This window comes from Bradyrhizobium sp. MOS001 (assembly GCF_004634465.1).
Classification (GTDB): Bacteria; Pseudomonadota; Alphaproteobacteria; order Rhizobiales; family Xanthobacteraceae; genus Bradyrhizobium; species Bradyrhizobium barranii.
Map to the genome: position 1 here is coordinate 342,211 of NZ_SPVJ01000003.1, position 21,698 is coordinate 363,908.

General features: G+C 61.5%; 18 protein-coding genes. 7 read left to right on the plus strand and 11 right to left on the minus strand.

All coding sequences use genetic code 11. The features are described 5' to 3' along the window. Positions 1 to 28: 28 nt before the first annotated feature. The 5 genes from CT676_RS07265 to CT676_RS07285 all read right to left on the minus strand — a co-directional run bounded on the left by CT676_RS07265 (position 29) and on the right by CT676_RS07285 (position 8,013). Entirely contained in the window at positions 29 to 1,411 is a 1,383-nt protein-coding gene (locus tag CT676_RS07265) for a M20/M25/M40 family metallo-hydrolase (RefSeq protein WP_135214214.1), read from the minus strand. Between the two features lie 103 nt (positions 1,412 to 1,514). After that, positions 1,515 to 3,164, minus strand: coding sequence for an MFS transporter (locus CT676_RS07270; RefSeq protein ID WP_244623086.1), 1,650 nt, complete (start codon positions 3,162 to 3,164; stop codon positions 1,515 to 1,517). Between the two features lie 72 nt (positions 3,165 to 3,236). Beyond that, positions 3,237 to 4,235, minus strand: coding sequence for a glutaminase A (gene glsA, locus CT676_RS07275; protein ID WP_135214215.1), 999 nt, complete (start codon positions 4,233 to 4,235; stop codon positions 3,237 to 3,239). 202 nt (positions 4,236 to 4,437) lie between these two features. Continuing rightward, a complete protein-coding gene (locus CT676_RS07280) occupies positions 4,438 to 6,003 on the minus strand; it encodes an AbgT family transporter (protein ID WP_135214216.1) in 1,566 nt (521 codons plus the stop codon). A 411-nt stretch (positions 6,004 to 6,414) separates the two neighbouring features. Next, positions 6,415 to 8,013, minus strand: coding sequence for a DcaP family trimeric outer membrane transporter (locus CT676_RS07285; protein WP_135214217.1), 1,599 nt, complete (start codon positions 8,011 to 8,013; stop codon positions 6,415 to 6,417). A gap of 560 nt (positions 8,014 to 8,573) precedes the next feature. Here CT676_RS07285 and CT676_RS07290 point away from each other — a divergent pair. Both CT676_RS07290 and CT676_RS07295 read left to right on the plus strand, forming a co-directional pair. After that, a complete protein-coding gene (locus tag CT676_RS07290; protein ID WP_244623088.1) occupies positions 8,574 to 9,791 on the plus strand; it encodes an ATP-binding protein in 1,218 nt (405 codons plus the stop codon). Between the two features lie 313 nt (positions 9,792 to 10,104). Then, positions 10,105 to 10,740: a response regulator transcription factor gene (locus tag CT676_RS07295; RefSeq protein WP_028152046.1), complete on the plus strand. Its 636-nt coding sequence runs from the start codon at positions 10,105 to 10,107 to the stop codon at positions 10,738 to 10,740. A 502-nt stretch (positions 10,741 to 11,242) separates the two neighbouring features. On the opposite strand, the gene CT676_RS07300 is transcribed toward CT676_RS07295, so the two are convergent. Genes CT676_RS07300 through CT676_RS07315 form a run of 4 tightly spaced genes read right to left on the minus strand, consistent with a single transcriptional unit; the run spans position 11,243 to position 15,284 of the window. Continuing rightward, positions 11,243 to 12,250 carry a Gfo/Idh/MocA family oxidoreductase gene (locus CT676_RS07300; protein ID WP_135214218.1) on the minus strand — a complete coding sequence of 336 codons (1,008 nt, stop codon included), beginning with the start codon at positions 12,248 to 12,250 and terminating at the stop codon, positions 11,243 to 11,245. Continuing rightward, positions 12,240 to 13,286, minus strand: a complete 1,047-nt coding sequence (locus tag CT676_RS07305; RefSeq protein WP_135214219.1) for a Gfo/Idh/MocA family oxidoreductase — start codon at positions 13,284 to 13,286, stop codon at positions 12,240 to 12,242. Before CT676_RS07305 ends, CT676_RS07300 begins: the two co-directional genes overlap by 11 nt. A 10-nt stretch (positions 13,287 to 13,296) precedes the next feature. Beyond that, positions 13,297 to 14,445: an amidohydrolase family protein gene (locus CT676_RS07310; protein WP_135214220.1), complete on the minus strand. Its 1,149-nt coding sequence runs from the start codon at positions 14,443 to 14,445 to the stop codon at positions 13,297 to 13,299. Beyond that, complete coding sequence (locus tag CT676_RS07315) at positions 14,442 to 15,284, minus strand: glucosamine-6-phosphate deaminase (protein ID WP_244623089.1); 843 nt, start codon at positions 15,282 to 15,284, stop codon at positions 14,442 to 14,444. The genes CT676_RS07310 and CT676_RS07315 overlap by 4 nt, the downstream gene beginning before the upstream one ends. Before the next feature lie 69 nt (positions 15,285 to 15,353). Between CT676_RS07315 and CT676_RS07320 the strand changes: the two genes are divergently transcribed. The 5 genes from CT676_RS07320 (at position 15,354) to tenA (ending at position 20,832) form a co-directional block, all read left to right on the plus strand. Continuing rightward, on the plus strand, positions 15,354 to 16,391 hold the full coding sequence (locus tag CT676_RS07320; protein WP_135214221.1) for a LacI family DNA-binding transcriptional regulator: 1,038 nt from the start codon (positions 15,354 to 15,356) through the stop codon (positions 16,389 to 16,391). A gap of 113 nt (positions 16,392 to 16,504) precedes the next feature. Continuing rightward, positions 16,505 to 17,848 carry an extracellular solute-binding protein gene (locus CT676_RS07325; protein ID WP_135214222.1) on the plus strand — a complete coding sequence of 448 codons (1,344 nt, stop codon included), beginning with the start codon at positions 16,505 to 16,507 and terminating at the stop codon, positions 17,846 to 17,848. Positions 17,849 to 17,913: 65 nt separating this feature from the next. After that, the gene (locus CT676_RS07330) at positions 17,914 to 18,801 is read left to right on the plus strand and encodes a sugar ABC transporter permease (protein WP_135214223.1); all 888 of its coding nucleotides are present in this window, start codon (positions 17,914 to 17,916) and stop codon (positions 18,799 to 18,801) included. Continuing rightward, positions 18,798 to 19,658: a carbohydrate ABC transporter permease gene (locus CT676_RS07335; RefSeq protein ID WP_135214224.1), complete on the plus strand. Its 861-nt coding sequence runs from the start codon at positions 18,798 to 18,800 to the stop codon at positions 19,656 to 19,658. The genes CT676_RS07330 and CT676_RS07335 overlap by 4 nt, the downstream gene beginning before the upstream one ends. Before the next feature lie 499 nt (positions 19,659 to 20,157). Further along, entirely contained in the window at positions 20,158 to 20,832 is a 675-nt protein-coding gene (tenA, locus tag CT676_RS07340) for a thiaminase II (RefSeq protein ID WP_135214225.1), read from the plus strand. Positions 20,833 to 21,020: 188 nt separating this feature from the next. On the opposite strand, the gene CT676_RS07345 is transcribed toward tenA, so the two are convergent. Both CT676_RS07345 and CT676_RS43900 read right to left on the minus strand, forming a co-directional pair. Next, the gene (locus tag CT676_RS07345; protein WP_244623090.1) at positions 21,021 to 21,401 is read right to left on the minus strand and encodes a hypothetical protein; all 381 of its coding nucleotides are present in this window, start codon (positions 21,399 to 21,401) and stop codon (positions 21,021 to 21,023) included. A gap of 8 nt (positions 21,402 to 21,409) precedes the next feature. After that, positions 21,410 to 21,583 (minus strand): hypothetical protein, encoded by a 174-nt coding sequence (locus CT676_RS43900; RefSeq protein ID WP_166343440.1) that lies wholly within the window; start codon positions 21,581 to 21,583, stop codon positions 21,410 to 21,412. Positions 21,584 to 21,698 lie beyond the last annotated feature (115 nt).

Here is a 21,698-nt window from a genome sequence, read left to right on the forward strand (position 1 = left end):
AGAGCCAGCGCTGCGTGCCCGTGCCGCTCTACCGCGACAGCGCTTCCAGAATACGTGCCCAGGAGCGGATGCCCTTATGGAAGCTCTTGAGATTGTACTTCTCGTTCGGGCTGTGGATGCGGTCATCCTCGAGGCCGAAGCCCGCAAGCACCACGTCCATGCCCAGCGATTGTTTGAGCTGATGGGTCACGGGAATGGAGCCGCCACCGCCGATGAAGACTGCGGGCTTGCCCCATTCGGCCGTCAGTGCGTCGCGCGCCTTGCCGAAGGCCGGGGCCTCGATTGGGAAGCGGATCGCCTGACCCGCGCCATGCTCCAGGAATTCCACACGGCAATCGGCCGGGACGCGTGCATGCACATGCTCCCGGAAGGCTTTGCGGATGGCATGGGGGTCCTGATCGAAAACCAGGCGGAAAGACACCTTTGCCGATGCCATGGCGGGAATCACGGTCTTGAATCCGGCCCCCTGGTAGCCGCCGCCCATGCCGTTGATTTCGCAGGTCGGGCGCGACCAGACCATCTCCAGCGCGTCGCGGCCCTTCTCGCCGGCGGGAATCGAAAGCCCGATGCCGCCGAGGAAGGACTTTGCGCTGAAGTTCAGGCTGTCCCATTGCTCGCGCAGCGCCTTGGGAAGTTCCGGTACGCCGTCATAGAAGCCGCGCAGCGTGACGCGTCCGTTGTCGTCGTGCAGGTCAGAGAGGATGCGGGCGAGGATGCGGTTCGGATTGGCCGCGGCCGAACCATAGAAGCCCGAGTGCAGGTCGCGGTCGGCGGCGTGTATGATGACCTCTTCACCGCAGAGTCCGCGCAGCATAGTCTGGATCGCCGGCGTCTCGTGGTCCCACATGTTGGTGTCGCAGATCAGGCCGATATCTGCGCGCAGCTCCGCGGCATGGGCATCGAGAAAGCCCGGCAGGTTCACGCCACCGGATTCCTCTTCGCCCTCCAGCAGGATCGAAACCGGAATCGGCAGTTTGCCGGTGACCGCCTTCCAGGCGCGGCAGGCCTCGACAAAGGCCATGAGTTGGCCTTTGTCGTCCGCGGCGCCGCGGCCCGTGATGATCTTCGCGCCATCGGGCATCGTCTGGATAGACGGGTCAAAGGGATCGCGCTCCCAGAGCTCGAGCGGATCGACCGGCTGCACATCGTAATGGCCGTAGAACAGTGCCGAGGGACCGGGCACGCTGCGGTCATGCGCCACGACCATCGGGTGCCCCGGTGTCGGGCGCACCGAGGCGTCGAAGCCAATGCTCTTGAGGTCGGCCACGTGCCATTCGGCATTGGCCGTACATTCGGCCTTGTAAGCCGGATCGGTCGAAATCGACTTGATGCGCAGGATCGCGAACAGACGCTCGAGAGCCGCATCGAGATTTGCGTCGACGTTGGACAGGACATCATCGAGCTTGGTCATGGAGCCCTCCGGAGGGTCTTCTGAGCCGTTGGTCAGTACGCGGGCGCGATCGCCACATTGTCCGTCGTAGCAAACGCTGTTTCTTGCCAGGAGGTTACGATTGCTATTCGTTCCTTCCGTACTTACGCGGCGCCGGGTCGGGAATTTCGCCTGGCAGGAAGTTGGGCAGCTTCCCTGCCGGGAAAATCGCAAGCAAGGCAACGCCAGCCATGATGATGAGGCCAATTTTCAAAGCGCGCAATCGCACGACAGTGTTGACGCGCACCGCTTCCGCCACTTGAGCCGGAGAGGCCGTGGTTTGCTCCATCACGCTCTGCAGCCGGTCATTGCTGATGAAGGTGATGTTATCCAGGTCCAGCTGCGCCTGTATCTCAGGCGGCAATTTTGGATTTTCGGCGATGGTCCGCAAAACAGCCGCGCTTAATAGGCCGACGAGGAGTGCCCCGGCCACCGCTGTGCCGACGGCCGCGGCGAGATTGTTGGTCGTGCCGCGCAGCGAGCCGACGTCGCCCGCGAGCTCTTTCGGCGAAGCCGTGACCAGCACGTTGAACAGCAGTGTGACCAGCGATCCCTGTCCAATGCCGAAAACCACGAGCCCAAGGAGAACCGGGACGGCGCTCCAATCATTCCTCACGACAAAGGCGAGCCAAAGGAGCGCCACAGTGCAGAGTATGAAGCCATAGCGTCCGATCTGCCTCGGCGTGAACCGACCATAGAACCGCACGATCAGCATCGCAGCGAAGAAGACGGTGAGGTTGAAGGGCATCATGGCGATTGTTGTCGCCAGCGGCGTGCGCCCCTGCACGATCTGGATGTATAATGGAACCGAGAAATTGAGCATCGCTTCCAGCGCTACGACAGCAAACATCGCATACACCGCCGCCCGCTCCTGCGGGGAGTCGATCACCTCGAGCGCTAGAAGCGGCGTCTTCCCCGCAGCCTGCTGTCTGTGGGTCCAACTCAGAAAACCCTGACCGAGCACGATACCCATCACGATCATGATCGGGGCGGGAGATACGCCAAAGAGGTCGAATGGCGCATTGGGCCCCGCCAATCCCAGCCCCCACCGATTGAGGTTGTTGAAACCGAAGCTGATCAGAATGATGGCTGCGGCAGCGAGAATGACGCCTACGAAATCGATCCGGACCTCCGGACGCGCCTCATCGGGCTTGAGACGAAAGCTCAAAAGGAAAACCACAGCCGACACGGCGATCAGAATCCCGAACGCAGGACGCCATCCGATGAATGTGCCTAGAGTACCGCCGATGACAAACGCCAGAACGCCCGCAGCGGCGCGCGCGGAACCCAATGCACCAACGGCTGTTGCCTGCTGCCGCCCCTTGTAGTTTTCCGCGATAAGCGCGACCAACGACGGTACGATCACCGCACCAGCCGCGCCGGACAAGGACTGCGCAGTAATCATGAGATCCGCGTTTGGACTGAAAGTCATCAACACCTGCGCGGCGCCGAACACGGTCACGGCAACGCGGAATACGTGCGTCGCCCCGTAGCGCTGTGTCAGCTTCGCACCGAGCATGACGAAGCCGGCAACAAGCATCGAATAAGCCACGATACCGGTGGCGACAGTCGTGGGCGGAACGCCAAAACTGTTGACCATCCCTCCCAGCGCAACCGGTAAGGAGGCGACGTTGAAAGACATGATCATCTGGCCAAGGGCGATGGTGATCATCGGCACCCAGGATGCATTCTCTTCTTCAACGGAGTGAACCGTCGTCGCAGATGCCATCGTCATGGCGTGTCCCCTGTCATTTTTTCTGGAGTTCAGCCGCAGTCAGTGCGGGCTGAATCTCCGACAATTGCAAACCTACGCTTCCGGGTTGGACATGAATAAATCCATGCCCAGCCGCTGCGACAGATACTTCGCTACAAGCTGTCCCTTGACGCTGTTTCCGGCGCTGTCAAGCGGCGGCGCAAAGGTCCCCAGACCGCCCTTTCCGGGGGAGACTGTGACGATCCCGCCGCCGATGCCGCTCTTGCCCGGTAGCCCGACATCGTAAAGCCAATCGCCTGATGTCTCGTACATTCCGGCAGTCGTCATGACGGCCAGTGCGTAGTGGCAGACCGACGGATCGACCACGCGCACTTTCGTGATGGGGTTCACGCCACCGTCCGCCAAAGTCGCACCCATCACCGCCAGATCCTTGGCACTCACATTCAGCGCGCATTGTCTGGTGTAGAGATCTGTCGCCTCTGCCGGATCACAGTAAATCCGTTCGAAACTCTGGAGCAGGCGGGCGATGCTCTGGTTTCGGAAGTTGGTCTCCGTCGCCGAGGCATAAACCTCGTCGTTAAGCGCAAGCGGACGTCCGGCGAACTGTGACAATCCGTCGTAGATGAACTTCCATTTCGCATCAGCCGTCGTTCCCGGTACGAGGCTTGTCGTTGCAATCGCGCCCGCATTCACCATGGGATTTGTGCGGCCATCGGGACTTCGTTCGACGGCAGCGAGCGAGTTGAACGGAAGGCCGGTCGCGTTCGCTCCAAGCTTCTGACGTGCCTGCGCCGCGCCGAGGGCCTGACAGACCAATGCAAAGATGAACGGCTTGGAAACGCTCATGATGGAGAAATCGTATTCGGCCGCCCCTACGGCGTACACCGCGCCGTTGGTGCCGACCACGCAAACGCCGAACAAGTCGCTCGGCACTTCGGCGAGAGCGGGATATACTTGAGAGTTCTTGCCGTCCGTATTTGATTTGTAGCGCGCGTACACCTCGTCGATCAGCGAGATGACTTCCGCTTCGGCCGGCAGGTGTCCGGTTGATACGTAGGAATAGTTGTTGTCGGCATCGGCGTTCGCATTCATTGCGCGTTCCAAGCCTCCATAATGAGAAGCACCGAGGGAGCCCCGACATGTGTCGGGTCAAACGCTCCTCACTCGCCGTTTTCGTTCACTGCCTTTAACGAGGCCCAACGGACCGTCATCTAACGTTGATTTTCCTTGGTGAACAATCAGGCCATTTACCCGGACATCTCGGGGTTTTTCCGGGTTAGGGCTGCCTTGCGCCTCACAATCCCCAAGGCAAGCCCAGCAGGTACCAGACAACGAACAGCACGGTCCAAATGATGGCTATCCAGAGAGTGTACGGCAACATCAGCGCGACAACCGTCCCGACGCCCGCTTTCTTGTCGTAAATCTGGGCAAATCCGACCACCATGGCAAAGTAGGCATTGAGCGGGGTAATCGCGTTGATCGGCGAGTCGCCGACGCGGTAGGCGGCCAGGACGGCCGCGGGATCGACGTTAAGCTGTACGAACACCGGCACGAAGACCGGCGCGAAGATGGCCCATTTGGCGATCGCCGGCGTGAACACGAAGTCCAGGATCATGACGACAATGATGAAGCCAACCAGCAGCCACAGCGTGCCGATATTCGCGCTCTTCAAGACATCGGCCATCGTCAGGGCCATCAACGTTGGAATGTTGCTATAGTTGAAGTAATCGACGAACTGGCTGATGACGACGAAGAGGAGGATGGTGCCGCTCAGCGAAGCCACCGCCTTGGTCATGGCCGCGATGACGGCCGCGGAGCTATTCACCGTTCTCGCGCCGATGCCGTATGCAATCCCGGTTGCAAGGAACAGCACCATGATGACCCCGATCAGGCCGTTCATGAATGGTGAGTTGCCGATCAGGACGCCCGTCGTCGGATTGCGCAGGGGCGCGCCCGACGGAACCGTTAACAGAAGGAACAGGATCACGACCCCGAGCAGCGCAAAGCCGCTGTACCTCAGCCCACGCGACTCGTCGGCGGAAAGCTGCCCTCCGTTCGCCTCCGGCTGAGTGTTGGCGGCCTTCTCGGCCTGGTAAGCGCCCAGCCGTGGCTCGATGATCCGGTTGTTGATGAGCGCGATGACGATGGTCAGGACAACAACGGAGGCGATCGAGAACGAGACGTTGGCGGTCAGATCCAGCGACGTGGTGGGGTTGACCATGTGGATTGCGTCGTTGGTGATTTCCGTCAGAACGGCATCAAGCGGCTTGATGATCATGTTCACGGTGAATGCACCGGCGACTGCGGCAAATCCCACAGCGAGCCCGGCGAGAGGATGCCGGCCAACGCTCAAGAAGGCGGCGCCGGCCAACGGGATCAACACCACATAGCCGGCGTCTGCGGCAATGCTGGACAAGATGCCGACGAACGCGACGATGTAAACGAGTGCCCAGCTCGGAGAGACGGCCACGAGTTTTCTGATCAACGCGTTGACCAGGCCGGCTTCCTCGGCGACGCCGACGCCCATCATGGCGACGATCAGCAGCCCAACCGCGGTGAAACCCATGAGGTTTGGCACGAGCCGGGTGTAAATATGACGAATTCCATCCGCCGTCAGCAGGCTATTGGCGGCAGAGGTCGCGGTCTCGATCTTGTGAGTATCCGGATTGATGGCCTGATAGGTGACGCTTGCCCCCAACATGTAGAGTAAGTGAGACAGAACCAACACGATGGCGATGAGGATCAGAAATATCACGACCGGGTGCGGGACGCTGTTTCCGACACGTTCGACAGTGTCGAGGGCTCTTTGCGTCATCGTCTTCGATGGCGGCGTGTTCGTGGCGTCACTGCGCGCGCTCATGTCGGAAATCCTCCCGCTCCATTAGCGACGGCTGGAGCGGCGCTGGTACCATGATGATCCATGCTATGAGAACAGCGAGGAAGGATCGGACGCCAATGCGCGCTCGAAACCGCTGATCTCGTAATCAACGCGACGACCCCGCTACTCCTCTGACGAAGATGCCAGCGCCATCGCCGCGAGTGCGGCGACGATCTGAAAGGACCATGGAGGCACGGAGGCCTCTCGGGAGAGGATTGCTCATCCTTTCGCGATCTGTCCGTTCACACGCTGCCTTACGAACAATCAATAAGGCGCTTCAAAATCCGGCTGAATACCGAATGCGCCTAGATTGTTCCGGGGCAATTACCGACCCGAACGAACGTCTGTGTCAGCAAGGCTTCCATGTCTGCCTGCGAAGCAACAAGGCTGTCTTCAGAACCGCACAGTGGCCGAGCCAAGGATGCGATTGGCGGTACCAGAGCCGGTGCTGACCGGGGCTGTTGCTGCGGTGCCGCCGTACACGTCCCGATGGGAGTAGACATATTCAAGACCGACGTCGAGCCATCCGGTCCCGACGCTGTTGCCACGAAGCTCGGCGAACGGGCTCCAGATCAAATTGAAGATCCCCTGCTGCATGGTGCTGTTCAACGACGTCGCCGAGACAGATCCCGGCACGAACAATTGCGCATAGGACGGATATTGCTGCCATGCGTAGGAGTAGACGAAATTGCTGCGTAATTGCGGTGTCCAGAAGCGGCGGTAGCCTGCGCTCGCGCCATAGGTCGGCAGGGCGTCGAGGCTGGGATCGACAACGCCGGGTAGGCCGATGTTGGACAGCGCATCCTGGCCGAAGGTATTGGCGCCGAAATAGCGCCCGATGCCTTGGCCGTAATAGGCCATGCCAACCAGCTCGTCCGGACCGAAAGCTGGTGACAGCCATCGCATTGGGAAGCGACCGCTACCTGCGACACCCCAACCGGCGGTATTGCGCTCGACCGCTGGCGGCGCCGCCGCCGTACCAGCCGTGCGGATGGTGAGATCGCGCAGCAGGCCGCGCAGGTCGAGGCCCAGGCCATCGTTCCGGTATTCGAGCCGGCCGAGTAGATCGGGCACGGAGGCAAATGACGGACTCAATCCACCAAAGCCAGCCGGGGTGCTGATCTGCGTGAATACGCCTGCCGCGGACGTGTACTGCGTATCCGGCATCTCGATCGAAACGTGCCCGGTCAATCCCGGAGCCAATGTCGCGGTCGCCCGAACCTGCGCCTGGCGCACGAATGACTGGTTGAGATTGGTCGAGAAGTTCACGGTTTCATAGACGCCCTCGTTCCACAGGCTGTTCGCCCAGCCGACCAGGACACGAAACTGTTCGCTGCCGACCTCGCCCCAGGCCTGACGGAGCCGAAAGACCGCATTGGGTGAGGTTGCCGTGCCCCCGCCGAAGTCGCCTTCAAAGCGGGTCTCCAGAGTGCCCCAGGCGGTCGCCGTGCGCGTATCCATACCGATGCGGCTGAACCGGGCGGACAATCCGGTATCGCCTCCCTGGATGTCGGCGGGGCTTCCGGAAAGCGGAATGGTTTGCACTGTCGGCGCATCGGACTGATTGCGGCCATTGAAGTCGTGGTAGCCATTGACGTTCGCGAAACCGTAGAATCGCACCTCGGACTGCGAACCCGGGATGCGCAAGGACAAGCCCGGGAGATCGGAACGCAGCGCGTCCTCGCCTTCGCCGTCGAACTGACTGCCCATCGGTTCGGGCGGACGCAGGCCCGGAATGGGCGCCGCCGCGGCTTGTGGAGGGACCGCAGCACTCGCAGTCATTCGCGGCTCAGTCGACGCAACCGGAATCGCAGGCGGCTTTTGCCCGGCGGTCGGTGCGACGACGTCACGACGTGCGGTGGCGGCTTGGGACTTCGAATGCTTATCGCGCGTTTCGAGTTCGTCGACGCGACGGCGCAGCGCGCTGATCAGCTTGTCACCTTCTGTTGCGCGGGCTTGCAGCGCATCGAGACGGCGCATCAACTCTTCCATGGAAGGTTTCTGCTCCTGACTGGCGGGTGTCTGCGCCAAAGACGGACCGGCAAATATTGCGATTGATGCAACGCCACAAAGCGCTCGGAATGTTCGCACGCAAGCCTCCTGTTGGCACGTTCAGGGCACATCGAGTTTTGCGCTTGATTTCAGCGATCGCAAGCCGGCTCCATCGAAGGTCGAAATTTTCGGCGAGATTGTGCCATTTCGGTTGTACCGCAGCGCAGTTGCATCGCGCTCGGTCGGCTCAACATCATCCTGCAGCGCAAAAAGCGATCTCAGGATAGGGAGGGGTGCGTAAAATCGAAATGGCTCACAATCCCACCACTGTGCGCTGCATCCCGTATCGTCGCGCCTTGGGTGCCGCCGCCATATTTACGTGGCACGAACTGCATAGTCATATGCCGGAATTCATGCCAGTCATGCGAGGTTTTGGTCCTCGGAGAATACAACCTGCTGGCTGAGGGTAAGATCGAGCGTATAATCCGATCTATCCCCTAGGGCGTTTCCTGTAGTCCGGCGATCGATGCTGGGACGACTGGAGAGGGGAGCTTTCGAGATTGAGCGTTGAGTTCGACCTCGAAAACGACCCGGAAAGTTGGGTGCGTACCGTGAAGCCACACAGTTCTCCTGCTTGCGAGCCGGCGCGTCCCTTTATCGACGATCACCTGATTGGCCAGGACGCAATTGGCGATCGCTCATATTGGACACACTCCGAAGAGCTCCTTTTCGCGGTCCGCCCCTCACGTGGCGGGCGCTTCGTGTACGAGGCAATCAATCAGGCCTTCGAGGCTCTCCTTGGAATGTCGCAGCAGGAGGTCCGAGAGCTGGACGTCTTCGAATGTCTTGGCAAGGAAGACGCCGAGCGTCTCTGTGAAATCCTCCAGGCATGTCTTGCGGAAGGAACCGAGGCCAAAATCCAGCACAGTCTGATGCTCGGCGGCTTGCTGCGGGATGTCGAGACAACCGTTGTTCCGATCCTCCATCCCATGGCCGGCAATGCGGCCCGGTTGATTGGCGGTCATCGGTTACTCCACAAGGAGGGGCTCGACTGTGTGACTGAAGAGGCTGCTTTCCTTCACGGGGACGTCAGCCTGATGTCCATCCGCGAGGACATCCACCAGCGGATCGCATCGGAGCTTCATGATTCGACATGCCAGGAGCTGGTTGCCGCCAGTCTTGGTGTGATGCGTGTCCGCACTTGCCTCGATAACCCGCGCGGCGTCGAGCGGCTTTGCGATGATATCGACGCGTCGATCGACGCGGCACTCAAGGAAATCCGTTCCCTGACCTATCTGCTCCACCCCCAGGATCTGACGGACCGAGGACTCAAGGCGACGATCGAGCAGCATGCCTTGGGGTTTGGTGCACGTACGTCGTTGCGGGTGAGCACGAGGATACCCGCCGCCGTCGATAAGCTACCTTACGCGAGCCAGCTCTCGGTGCTGCGGGTCATTCAGGAGGCGCTCACGAACATATTCCGCCACGCGAAGGCGACGGAGGTCAGAATCGTCGTCGAGGCGATCGAGGGGCACTTCCATCTGACGATCAGCGACAACGGGCGCGGTTTTCCGGTCGATCACACAAAACGTGGCAACGGTGCGATATCGCCCGGTGTCGGCATTCCCGCCATGAGAGCGAGACTTAAGCAGCTTGGGGGCACGTTCGAGATCCGGTCCGATCTTGCACCGCGACATTCCGGCACGACGCTGTGCGCGGTGTTCCCGCATGGTCTCATGACCAAAAGGCGCAGCCGGCGCGCGTCACTGAAATCATAAGCCAGCGTGTGCACGGAATGACGGAGATCAGGGACCCCGAGGGCAGGCAGTCTCTGTCCGTCGGTTCCCGGAGTTCCCTCCACGAAATGAAGGCTGATCGACGATGATCGTGTAGCGGTCCGATTTGGGCTGCGCGCGGGCAAGGCCCGTCCTTGTCTGATTGGAAACGCCGATGTTTGGTACATCCGCCCGGAGATATCAGGGTTTTGCAGGATAACCCATTGAAGGATAATCGGTAGATTGGCACACTTGACTGCTGGAAATCTCCATCCATTGCCCGACAGGTTTTGGGCCCGCATACGGGAACGACGCCGTGAAACGCATCGTGATTGCGGATGATCATGAAGTCGTACGTTCCGGGCTCCGAGCGATCGTTGAGACCCGCTCAGACTGGATCGTCAGCGGAGAGGCGACCAACGGCGAGCAGGCTGTGGCCGTGGCGGTGGAGACGCGTCCGGACGTCGTGATAGCCGACTATTCGATGCCGCTGATGAACGGACTTGAGGTCAGCCGCCGCCTCAAGTCGATGCACCTGCGCACCGAAGTATTGATCCTGACGATGCACGAGAATGAGGAATTGCTGACTGAAGCCATCCTGGCTGGCGTTCGCGGCTTCCTGTTCAAATCGGACGCCAGTAGGCACCTGATCTTCGCGATCGAGGCCTTGCTCGATGGCAGACCTTACTTCACGGGCGTTCTGTTGGAGAAGTTGCTCCACGAATACCAGGCCGGCAAGCAAAATACGTCCGATATGCTGCTCACCGCGCGCGAGCAGGGCGTTGTCCAGCTTATTGCAGAGGGACACACCAACAAGTCGATCGGCGTCATCCTGAAGCTGAGCGTAAAGACCGTCGAGACCCACCGCGCGTCAGCGATGCGCAAGCTCAGAATGTCATCGACGGCCGAGCTCGTCCGCTACGCCGTTCGCAGGAAGCTCGTCAATCCTTGATGGAGCTTTCAATGCGAGTCGCCGCCTCGCAAGCGATCAGCGACAACGCGTTCTCCCGTTGGAAATGCCGCGATTTTCGCTGGAGCGACAGCGGTGCTGTCAAGGTCCGGACTTGGGCAGACCCGCTCCAGGAGCATCCAAGCATTTCCTTCCAGCGGCCCGAGGCTCGAAAGCACGACGTTGATCTCCCGAATTCGACGATACAACGTTGAGCTCGGCACACCTGGCTGAGCGGCAGCGCAATGACGGATTATGATCGTCCGACGGACGCCCATTCTCAGCCGCATGAGCCTGGGATGCGACCGGCAAGTCATTGATTATCCTGAAACCGCAGCTGGCTCTTAATCAGCGGGTCCCAGGTTCGAGCCCTGGTGCGCCCACCAAGCCTTTCAATAGCTTAGGGGTTTGTTACGGTCGTCATTCCGACAGACGCGCCGTGGCTATTCCCCGCGCAGGTAGCGAAGATCCTGCTTGGCTGTGATCCAGGGTAGCGGGGTAGGTGTTAACTCCATCGCATCGGCTTTCCGCCGTTGGCCGCACTCTCCTGAGCAAGTATTGCGATACGCGTGGCGCGCAGGGCCTCGTTTGCCGCAATCTGCAAGGTCTCGCCGCGGGCGAGATGATCAAAGACGAAGCTGGCGGGCGAGGCGCCCACGGGCAGGTCGATTTCGCGCCGGGGTCTCGTCGCCGTCTCGACGAGCAGTCGATTTTCCGCGAACAGAACGTCAGCACGACCCTTTGTCCCGGAGATCCGCATGGCATAGTCGCCGTGCCGTGGCGATGCTTCGGGCTGGATCCAGTCAACTTCGATCGCGAATTCCGGTCCGCCATCGCAGGCGAGAATAGCACGCCCCAGCGCGGGAAAGTTCGTCGTGCCGGCAGCCGGGGTCGACGAAATCCAGCCGCTGATCGTGCCGCTGGTGTATCCCGTCAACCAAAGGGCCAGATCAATATCGTGGACCGTGAGGTCAGCGAGGATGCCGCCATAAGTTGATGGTTCGAACATCCACGCTGGACGTCGGCTTGGGACCAGCTTGTGCGGCCCGGTTGCAGTGATGGATACAATGTCTCCAAGTTGGCCGCTGTCGATCACGGATCGGAGTGCGAGCGTGACCGGATAAAACCGCTTCTCGAGCAGAAGAGTGAGCAAATTGCGCCCGGCGAGCGTCTCCTCGATAAGCGCAAGCTGGGCCAGGGTCACAGCCATGGGCTTGTCGGCGATCGCGAAGATGCCGCGGCGTAAAAGTTCGACGAGGATTGGAGCGCGAAGACCGAATTCGGTGAAGACTGCTGCGGCCCGAACCCGATGCGCATCCAGAAGCGCATTCGGGTCGGCGTAGCCGGGCGTCTTCGTACGTCGTTCGAGCTCGGTGCGCCGCGCTGGGTCATGATCGGCGACGGCCACGACCCTGACGTCGGTTCTGACAGCGATCTCTGACAGTACGTATTCGACATGCGGGTGGGCTGCGCCGATGATGGCGATGTCGAGCATCTCGGAGCTAGCTGGCATGAATGGCCTCCGCTGCGATCTCATTGGGGCTGACGGCGCGACCTTCGGAAGCCGAGCGATAGATGGCGTCAACCAGTCTCGCAGCCTCGAATCCATCCCTGAACGTGCTCGCAGGCGGCCGTCGCTCCCGGACGGATTGAACGAAGTCGCGCCATTGCGCGATATGTCCTTCGATCCCGATCGCCTTGGGATCGCTCGCGGCGCTCCCAACCCCGGCCGCGCTTGGCGGCTCGGCAACATCAGCAAAATCCCAGCGCACGATGCTGTCGTTTGCGAGCTCGCAACTGCCGCGATCGGTGAACAGTCGAAGCATGGCCGGCCGTCCCGGAGGCAGCGCCGTACTCGTCACGATCACGCCGAGCGTGCCGGATGCGAAAGACAGCAGCGCCGCCGTCGTGTCCTCGACGGCGTGTGCGTGTCCGAGCGTCGTCGTCTTGCCTTGAACGCTGTCGACGGCTCCGAACAGCCAGAGCATCAGGTCGAGATTGTGAACGCCCTGATTGAACAGCGAGCCGCCGCCATGCTCCGCTTCGCTGCGCCACGGCTTCTCCGCGTAGTAGGCGTCGGAGCGGTACCAATGGATCGCCGCCTCGATCAGGCGCGGCTGTCCGAGCCGGCCAGTGTCGAGCTGGGTCTTGATCGCCTGGTGCTGCGGTTCGAGACGGCGCTGCGAAACCACGCCACAGGTCAGCTGCGAGCGCTCGGCGGCGCGGACCAGTGACGCAGCCTCAATCGGATCGACGCAGAGTGGCTTTTCGACCAGCACGTGCCGCCCCGCCTCGATCGCAGCAAGCGCGACGTCATGATGCGCGCCGCTCGGGGTGCAGACCACGACCGCGTCGATCCCGGCATTCGCGAGCATCGCCTCGGTGGTCGCGAATGCCGGAACGTCCTCGCCATTCATGCACGCAGCAATCTGCACAGGCGTGCCGCCGGCGATCGCGGACAAGACGGTATCGTCGAGCGCCCGTATTGCCCGCGCGTGTGTTTCGCCGATCGCTCCCGGACCGATCAACCCGATGCGAAGCCGGTTCATGTCTCAGTCCTCAAGAGTTGCAGCGATAAGGACGACCCGCGACATAGACCGTCTCGGGCACGAGAGATTCATCCTCGCCGAGATGGAAGCGCAGCAGATCGGCCGGCGCACCCACCGTCAGCGCAGGAAGGTTGAACGGGATACGCGGATTGACCGTTGCGAGCCTCAGCGCCTCTGCCAGGGTCAATCCGGCCATGCGTCTTGCCGTGGCTACTCCGAACACGAGGCTGACGGCTGCGCCCGCCAGAAAGGATGTGCCGACGACTTCCAGCCGGCCGTTCGCCTTCAACTCGACCTTGCCGCCGATCGGCGCGTCGTAGATTCCGGGTGTGCAACCCGCGAGCGCGGCGGCATCCGACACCAGGATCGCTCGCTCCAGCCCCTTTGCGCGCAGCATGGCCTTGAAGGTCTCGCGGGGAAGGTGATGGCCATCGGCGATGAAGCTCGCCCACAGCCCGTCCTCGGCCAGTTGCGACCAGATCGGGTTGGGATGTCGCGGCAGCGTGGCGGCGATGCCGTTGCCAAGATGCGTCGACAATATTGCGCCCGCCGCGACGGCGGCGGAGATCTGATCCGGTGCGGCGTTTGTATGGCCGAGGGCAACACGGACGCCGCGCGCATGAAGGCCGCGCACATAGGCGTCCGTTTCCGGCCAATGCGGCGACAACGTCACGAGGCCGACAAGGTTTCCGCAGGCCGCCTGCCACGCGTCGAACTCGTCGAGATCAGGCGGCCTGACATGTTCGGCCGGATGCGCACCGCGCGGACCATCTTCTGGCGCGATGTGCGGGCCTTCGACATGCACGAAGGGCATTGCGTGCTTGAGAAACGGATCGCTGTCACGCGCCTGTGCAATGGCGCGCAATGCATCGATGATCGCATCATGCGATGCCGTGATGAGCGTAGGGGCAAAACGCGACACCCCGCTGTTGTGGACGGCCGCGACGAGATCGCGGACCGTCCGGAGATCAGGGCGGCCATTGAGATCGTAGCCCGCAAAGCCGTTCAATTGCAGATCGAACAGGCCGAGCGACAGCCACAGCCCGTCATCGTCACCGCCGGGAACGATGTCCGTGATCCGGCCGTCCTGAATGACGATGGTGCGATTCTGTCCGGTCTCCGGATCGCGGCCCGAAACGCGCGTTGCCGGATCTGTCATGCGCGTACCGGGGTCAGTGAGAGCTGCGGCGGCGTGGAATCCTGGTCGAGATACAGCGCGCAACGTGGGTGCGTGCGGAGCGCGCTCGCCGGGCACTCGGTCCCGATCGGACCGTATAGCGATCGTTCGACGGCGGCGCGTTTGGACGCGCCGGGCACGACGCAAAACAGCCGGTCGGCATCCAGGAGCCGGGGAATCGTCAGCGTGATTGCATGTGCCGGAACATCTCCGAGCGTCGGGAAGCACTCATCGTCAACCTGCTGCTGCCGGCACACTGCGTCGAGCTCGACGATCTTGACCGACTTGGTGTCGTGCAGATCGGCGACCGGCGGGTCATTGAAGGCGAGGTGACCGTTCACGCCGATTCCCAGGCAGATGATGTCGATCGGGGCTTCGCCGAGAAGGGCCGCATAGCGTGCTGCTTCTCGCTCCGGATCCGGCTCCTGCCCGATCAGGTGAACCGCGCCGAAAGCGATGCGCGAGAACAAGTGACGCGTCAGCCAAGCCCCGAAGCGCTCCGGCGCATCCGCGGGAAGTCCGAGATATTCGTCCATGTGGAAGGCTGTGACGCGCCGCCAGTCGATATCGCGCTCGCGAGCAAGGGCATCCAGCATCTCCGCCTGGCTCGGTGCCGCCGCGAAGATCATCCGCACGTTACTCTGCCGTCCGAGGTGGTCGCGGAGCGCAGCAGCGACGTCCGCAGCGGCCGCCCGGCCCATCGCATCCCGCGTTTTAAACGTCGCGATTGAGGGAGTCACCGAAGCCGTCATGCTCATCCATGGTCTGCCGGGCCTGCACTTTACCCTCGAGCGGAGAGAATGTGATGCAACCGGTTGCATGTCAAGCTTGCGCCCCGGGCCCGGCCGGGGCATGTCTAGGTGAAGGCGATGCAGAGGAGGCGGCCTGCGGTGAAGCGCGATTCCGATAGCGGTGGGGAGGGACGTCCATCGGTCGTGCCGACGATCAGTCAGGTCGCGAAGGCCTCCGGGGTTTCGCGTGCCACCGTATCGCGCGCCTTCTCGCGGCCGGAGATGCTGACCGAGGAGACCGTCCGGCGCGTCAAGGAAGTCGCGGGCAAGCTCGGTTATGTGCCGAACCAGGTCGCGCGTGCGCTTTCGACCGGACGCCACGGCAACGTCGCGCTCATCGTCTCGGATGTCGCGAACCCGTTCTTTCCACCGCTGATCAGGGCGGCGCAACTGCGCGCCGACCAGGCCGGGCTGTGCGTCTTCCTCGGCAATTCGGACGAGGATCCCGCGCGTGAGGAGTTGCTGGTCGGCCGCTTCATCGGCCAGGTGGAGGGACTTGTCCTTGCCTCGTCGCGCCTGGACGAAGAGCGTATCCGCCGTCATGCGACGCGCCGGCCGCTGGTGCTCATCAATCGCGATATCGAAGGCATTACGCGGGTCCTGATCGACACCGCGCCGGGTGTGGCGGCTGCGATCGCACATCTGGCCGAGCTGGGGCACCGGCACATCGCCTATGTCAGCGGCCCCACGACGTCGTGGTCGAACCAGCAACGGCGCAATGCCGTCCGGCGCGAGGCGGAGAAGCGCGGGCTCAAGGTGATCGCCGTGCCCGCGCGTCCACCCTCCTATGACACCGGCCGTGTGGCGGCGACGCAGATCGTCGCGAGCGGCGTCACCGCGGCGATCGCGTTCGATGACCTTGTCGCTCAAGGCTTGATGGCAGGGTTGGCTGCGCTCGATGTCGAGGTGCCCAAATCGTTCAGTGTCGTCGGCTGCGACGACGTCCTCGGCGAAACCACCTATCCGCCGCTCACCACCGTGTCGGCGCGCTGCGCCGATGCAGGCGATGTCGCAGTCGGTCTGCTGCTCAGCCAGATGAATGGCGGCGTGTCGGGCGAGATTCGCCACAAGCTGAATTCCCATCTCGTCATTCGCGCCTCGACCGGGCCGGCGCCAGCGAAGCGGCGAGGCCGCTGACGATTTCATCAAAGGCCTTCGAAAGCGGCAACGGATCGCAATTGACACGCAACCGGTTGCATGCGAGCTTTTTCGCAGGATTTGTCCCATTCTGTATTGCGAGAATGACCCTCATGATGAGACCCGTCGGCAGGTTCGGCTACATCACGCGTTCCGAGGACAACATTCGCCCGGCGAATTCGGGGCGTCGGTCATGGATGTCGGCCGCGCTGTCGCTGGCGCTCGCTGTCGCCGTGCCGGCGTTTGCGTCTCCTGCTTCGGCGGAGAAGCTGACCATCTGGAGCGGGTGGCCTGATCTGGCCCCGTTCTACAAGCGCGTCGGCGACCAGCTGAAGAGCAAATACCCGGATCTCGAAATCAGCGTTGAGGCCATTGCGCTCCGCGAGCACGAGAAGCGGTTGGCACTGTCGCTTCCATCAGGCGCGGCCGGGGACGTCATCGAGATGGAGGTCGAGGCGGCACGGTATCTCGAGGCCGGCCTCATCCCGGAGCCGCCGGCGTCGATCGTCGATTTCGTCAAAGCCAATTACGACATGACGCGCGTGAAGACCGCCATGTACGAGGGCAAGATCTTCGGTGTGCCGTTATTCCAGGGGCAGGGCGCGCTGTTCTACAACACCGAGATGTTCGCCAAGGCTGGCCTCGACGGTCCGCCCAAGACCATGGCCGACTACACCGCTTATGCGCAGAAGCTCGCGCAGCGCGATGCCTCCGGCGTGCCGACGGTGAGCGGATGGAGCTTGCGTCTCAGCGGCGGCGGCTCGGGCATCGCGGAGAAGTACTGGACCATTCTCTATAATCACGGCGGGACGCTGCTCGAGGAGAAGGGCGGAAAATGGCGCGCCGCCTATGCGAACGCAGCCGGCCGCGCCGCACTCAAGCAGTATCTCGACAACGTCGTGGTCTACCGTACCGTGACGCCCGAGATGAAGGCGGATGCGGAGGCCTTCGAGCTCGGCCAGACCGCGATGTTCATCCGGGAATCCTGGGTGATCGGCGACGTCGCCAAGAAGGCGCCCAATCTCAAATACGCCACGGCTCCACTGCCCAAGGGCACGCTGATGGTCCCGGTCGATCTCTACGTGCCGAACAAGGGACCCAAGAGCCAGATCGCCTGGGATTTCGTGCAAAAGGCCAACGAGCCGGAAAATCTGCTCTGGCTGCTCGAGAACACGGCCTGGGTCCCGAACCGCAAAGGCCTCGACTACTCCGCCGTGCTCAAGAAAATCCCGCAGCTCGACGCCTTCGTCAACACGCCGCCCGGCCACGTTTTCTTCACGGTCCCGGCGATCAGCCCTGCCAGCGAAATCCTCACCCGGCTCGCGGCGCGGCTGGAGAAGGCGTTCACCGACAAATCGCTGGCCGGCAACGACGCCGCGATCGATGCTTTCCTGAAGGCCGCGGCTGAGGAGAGCGACAAGATCCTGGCCCGGGAAGACCTGCTGGCCAAACCCTAAACTCCATCGACAGGGACCCACTCAATCCAGGCGCCGGCGGCTGACCGGCGCTTGCCGGAGGATGCATGCGCACCACGCCGAAATGGCTGTTTCCAGTTCTGGCGTTGCTTCCGGTCCTCGGCCTCTATGGCTGTATCCGCGTCTATCCGATCATCGAGACGCTGCGGCTCAGCCTCTTCCAGTGGAATATCATCTCGCGGCGCAAGCCGTTCGTCGGTTTCGCCAACTTCGTCGAGCTGGCGAGCGACCCGCTGTTTCTCGAAGCGATCTTCAACACCACCATCATCGCCTTTAGCGTCGTAGCGATCACCATCCCCGTCGCGCTTGCGCTCGCCGCCTTGATCAACACCCGGCAGGGGCTGCAGCGCAGCGGCGTCTATGAGGCCTCGGTCTTCCTGCCGCACGTCGTCTCGCTGGTTCCGGCGGCGATGGCCTGGAAATGGATTTTCGACGCCCGGCTCGGGCCGCTCAACGCCCTGATCGGCCTCGTCGGGATTCCGGCCCAGTCGTGGCTGTTCGACCCTGTCCTGTCGCTGGTGTGCCTGATCGTTCTCTGCTCCTGGCAGGCGATCGGCTATGCCGTCTTGATCTTCCTGGTCGGACTGAAGAACGTCCCGGAGGCGCTCTACGAGGCCGCGCGCCTCGACGGCGCCTCGTCGTTTCAGGCCTTCCGCCACATCGCCGTGCCGCTGCTAAAGCCTGTCATGCTGTACGTGTCGGTCATCACGCTGATCTCGTCCTACAACATCTATGCGCAGGCCTTCGTGCTGGCATCGGATGTCCAGGGTGCGCCGGGGCGTCTCGTCCGAGTCCTCGTCCTCGACATGCTTGAAAACAGCTTTCGTAACTACCGGGTCGGCTACGCTGCCGCCGAAGCCGTCGTACTGCTCGTCATCGTCCTCATTTTGACCAGCGCGCAGTTCAGGCTGTTCCGCGACAGGAGTCGCGCATGAGCGAGCAGGAACGCGAGCATCCGTCCGTCGTTGGTCAGAACGGTGCCGTCGGCCTCGTGATCGACGCCGTTCTTGGCGTCGTCAGCCTGATGATGCTCCTGCCGCTGGTCTTCCTGATCAGCAACGCGTTCAAGACGCCGCCGGAGCTGCTGGCGTGGCCGCCGACCGTCATCCCGCACCAGCCGACGCTGGAGAACATCGTCAGCGTCCTGCGCGAAACGCCGCTGTTTCGCTGGATCGGCAACTCGCTGATCTTCGCGACACTCTCGACCGCGAGCATCGTCTCCACATCGGCGATCGCAGGTTATGTGCTCGGCAAGTTCGATCTACCGGGGATCCCGGTCATCTTCGGCGTGATCATCGCGACGGCGGTCGTTCCCTTCGAAGTCTACATGATCCCGCTCTATCTCAACGTCCAGTCCGCCGGACTGCTGAACACCTGGCCCGGGCTCCTGGTCGGCTATCTCATCATGAGTTTCGGCATCTTCCTGGTGCGGCAATATGTGATGACGTCGATCCCTGACGAACTGCTGGAGGCTGCCCGGGTGGATGGCGCAGGGGAGCTCTGGATCTTCCTGCGGATCGTGCTGCCGCTGATGCGCGGCCCGTTGGGCGCTCTTGCCGTGCTGGCGTTCTTTCAGGCCTGGACTGCCTTCGCGTGGCCGCTCGTCGTCATGACCAACAAGGAAACCTATACGCTCGAGGTTGGGCTCGCCTTGTTTCAGACCGGCTTCACCGTGGACATCGGTCGCCTCAGCGCGGCCGCGGCGCTGGCGCTGGTTCCGAGCGCACTGTTCTTCTCGCTGATGCGTCGAAATTTCGTACGTGGCGTGGCCTCCAGCGGCTTGAAGGAGTGACGCCATGGCAGCATCGGAATAGGCGTAGATTTTCCTAGCAAATCATCCGTCTCTTAATCGGCGGCTCTGTCGGAGCATCTCTAACCGATGAGTGGGCGACGACTACATTCGCCATCATCCAAGTCGGTCTAGCGCCATCAAGCTGATTTGCGATGTGCGAACTTGAACGAAAAGTGCACGTATCTGGTACGGTAGTCGCGCTGAGGGAAACGAAGATCAAGTAAGATACTGACGTGATTGGTGGGCCCGGCAAGACTCGAATCTGCAACTAGATCGCCATGAGCGGCGGGACAATGGCCGCCTCCGTTGATTTTCCCGCGCATTTCGTTCTGTTGGTGATAGTGTGATAACGCCAGTCATTCCCGGCGACCGACGGCAAGCGAATTCCATTCGCATCCTACCCGCTAGTCGCTGCGGTCTGCCAAGTCAGCGTCTTGGTTCGCGTTGATAGGTCGTGAGTAAAAAGTTCATAGGAAAGCAAGCCAGGCGGGAATGGATCGTGAGTTTCTTCGAGCGTCTAAAGACAGAAGCATCTGCTGAGTGGCGGGCCTACACCGAGCATCCCTTCACGAACGGATTGGCAGATGGCTCGCTCCCTGAAGCCGCATTTCGTCACTACCTTGCTCAGGACTATCTGTTCCTCATCGAGTTTGCGCGCGCCTATGCACTCTCGGTCTACAAATCGCCCAAGCTTGCCGACATGCGTGAAGCTGCGGCCGGCCTGTCGGCCATCCTTGATGTCGAAATGAGCCTTCATGTGAAGCTGTGTGCCGGTTGGGGTCTATCCCCGAGTGACCTTGAACAAACTCCTCCGGCGGTCGAGATGCTGGCCTACACACGCTACGTGCTCGATGCCGGAATGCGCGGCGATCTGCTGGCACTCAAGGTGGCACTTGCCCCCTGCGTGATCGGGTACGCGGAGATCGCAACGCGGCTCGCCTCGCAACCCGATGCGGACGCTAGGACGAACTCCTATCGGGTTTGGATCGACGAGTACGCTGGCGTGCCATACCAGGAGGTCGCGGCGAATGCGCGTGCGCATTTGGAGCATCTCGCCGATCTCTACGCCACGCCGGCTCGCGAGGCAGAACTGATCGCCATCTTCAAGGAAGCCACTCGGCTCGAGGCGGACTTCTGGGAAATGGGCTGGCGTGTGGGCCAGCGTGTTGAATAGCTCTTCGGCAATCGGTTGATTGCGGGGACTCGTTTGACGGCTGCCGCGCACGAGTTGCGGAGGCGCGGTGTTCTAGAGGAACGCAGTGCGCGGGATTGCTGGAGTAACGAAGCACACGGCCTGGAACAGGCGCGAAAGTCCTCGCGAACGATAGGCGAGATGCAGGATCGCTAAGTCATTAGTATTGTTCAGTCGCGTCCAGTGTTGGAGATGGAGATCCTAGCACGCCATCGCTCTTCAAACGTGTCAGGGCCCTCTTTCAGTGCCAACGCTTGTGCATCGAAAGGATTGCCGGGCTTGTTAGCAATGAGGATACCTGTAGCTTCTCCGCGAGAACCGGGTTGGGGACGCTGCTCTGTAGGCCATTCCAGCAATGCTTTCGACAGCATGGGTTTGCCCGCGTACCAGCATTTTCGTCCGTCGATTAAGCGGTAGGACCACCATTGCCCTTGCGGATTTGGCGGCATTGCGGCGCTGCATTGTTGCTTGGCATGCAGGCTGGTCATTTCGAGCGATGAGAGCGCAACAATGCCAACGGTTAAAGAAAACGCTTGAAGCGGTTTGCTCATGGGCGCGCTCAATTGCCGTGTTGCTGCAATCGACTTACAGCAACGATCAAAGCAGGCCGCTCGAGAACTTCCACCAACTCTTCAAGGATACGCGCATGATCCTTGGGATGGGGCCGAAGGAATTCTTCCAATATGAGTTGCGCGTCGCTAATCGCTTCTAGGGCTAATTGCTGATCAGTCATAACTACTTACTCATCAATTAGTTGCGCTGAGAAAGTCAGCGAAGGGTGAGATCAAGTCAGCTTCGAGGAATATCCCCGCTCTTCTATTCACTTTTTATTTCAACTCTCGCGGTGT

Excerpts from the sequence above, each read along its gene's own strand:
- CT676_RS07305 (WP_135214219.1), bottom strand. The coding sequence starts at position 13,286 with ATGAACCGGCTTCGCATCGGGTTGATCGGTCCGGGAGCGATCGGCGAA.
- CT676_RS07325 (WP_135214222.1), top strand. The coding sequence starts at position 16,505 with ATGATGAGACCCGTCGGCAGGTTCGGCTACATCACGCGTTCCGAGGAC.
- glsA (WP_135214215.1), bottom strand. The coding sequence starts at position 4,235 with ATGAATGCGAACGCCGATGCCGACAACAACTATTCCTACGTATCAACC.
- CT676_RS07315 (WP_244623089.1), bottom strand. The coding sequence starts at position 15,284 with ATGCAACCGGTTGCATCACATTCTCTCCGCTCGAGGGTAAAGTGCAGG.
- CT676_RS07330 (WP_135214223.1), top strand. The coding sequence starts at position 17,914 with ATGCGCACCACGCCGAAATGGCTGTTTCCAGTTCTGGCGTTGCTTCCG.
- CT676_RS07265 (WP_135214214.1), bottom strand. The coding sequence starts at position 1,411 with ATGACCAAGCTCGATGATGTCCTGTCCAACGTCGACGCAAATCTCGAT.
- CT676_RS07335 (WP_135214224.1), top strand. The coding sequence starts at position 18,798 with ATGAGCGAGCAGGAACGCGAGCATCCGTCCGTCGTTGGTCAGAACGGT.
- CT676_RS07345 (WP_244623090.1), bottom strand. The coding sequence starts at position 21,401 with ATGAGCAAACCGCTTCAAGCGTTTTCTTTAACCGTTGGCATTGTTGCG.
- CT676_RS07270 (WP_244623086.1), bottom strand. The coding sequence starts at position 3,164 with ATGACGATGGCATCTGCGACGACGGTTCACTCCGTTGAAGAAGAGAAT.
- CT676_RS07280 (WP_135214216.1), bottom strand. The coding sequence starts at position 6,003 with ATGAGCGCGCGCAGTGACGCCACGAACACGCCGCCATCGAAGACGATG.
- CT676_RS07285 (WP_135214217.1), bottom strand. The coding sequence starts at position 8,013 with ATGGAAGAGTTGATGCGCCGTCTCGATGCGCTGCAAGCCCGCGCAACA.
- CT676_RS43900 (WP_166343440.1), bottom strand. The coding sequence starts at position 21,583 with ATGACTGATCAGCAATTAGCCCTAGAAGCGATTAGCGACGCGCAACTC.
- CT676_RS07300 (WP_135214218.1), bottom strand. The coding sequence starts at position 12,250 with ATGCCAGCTAGCTCCGAGATGCTCGACATCGCCATCATCGGCGCAGCC.
- CT676_RS07310 (WP_135214220.1), bottom strand. The coding sequence starts at position 14,445 with ATGACAGATCCGGCAACGCGCGTTTCGGGCCGCGATCCGGAGACCGGA.